The sequence below is a fragment of the Alcanivorax sp. HI0044 genome, from assembly GCF_001634945.1.
Genome location: NZ_LWEZ01001970.1, coordinates 1 through 678, shown reverse-complemented (window position 1 = coordinate 678; position 678 = coordinate 1). Strand labels below are relative to the sequence as shown.

The following is a 678-nucleotide window of genomic DNA, read 5'->3' as shown; positions in this document are numbered from 1 at the left end:
TTCGATACCGCTCTGGCGCAGTGCGGCAACATCAATATTGCTGGCTGCCTGCGCCGCGCCACGTAGGTAATCCACCTGGGGGTAGGGGCGATCTTGCAAGCCGGTACGACCGCGAGCATCGGCTTCGCAGGAGAGAAGAAAATCCTCCACCCGTTCCGGTCGGCGTATTACGTCCAGCGTTTTCAGCAGCTTCCAGACCGTGGCGGGTTTCAGCTCCAGGGCCCGGTGGCAGTGGGTATGGTATTCCGCCACCAAGGCCGCCAGAGTGGCGGCGTCCTTGGGGACGCGCCAGCGCTTTGATACGGTTTTCGCCAGCCGGGCGCTACGAATTTCATGGGCGATATGCCGGGGCCATTCTTCCTCGGGCGTTTTGCCCTTACCCAGATCATGACAAAGCACAGCGTAACGGGCCGTCAACGGCAGGTTCAGTCGGCTGGCCTGTTCCAGGCACAGCCATTGGTGCACCAGGGTGTCCACTTCCGGGTGGTGGGCTTCCGGTTGGGGAACGCCATCCAATGCGGCCAATTCGGGGAACAGTTTTTCCAGCGCGCCACAGGCATGCAGCACCTGGAAAAAGACCTGGGGATCGCGTTCCATGAGGGCCCGGCTGGTTTCTTTCCAGACTCGTTCCGCCACCAGATAATCCAGTTCGCCGCTGTCACTGAGCTGGCGCATCAG

1 protein-coding gene is annotated in these 678 nt (G+C 61.4%); it reads right to left on the bottom strand.

Going from position 1 to position 678, the window contains the following annotated elements; all coding sequences use genetic code 11:
* Positions 1 to 678: HD domain-containing protein (locus tag A3730_RS29170; protein ID WP_156501446.1), on the bottom strand; the 678-nt coding region annotated here is incomplete at both ends.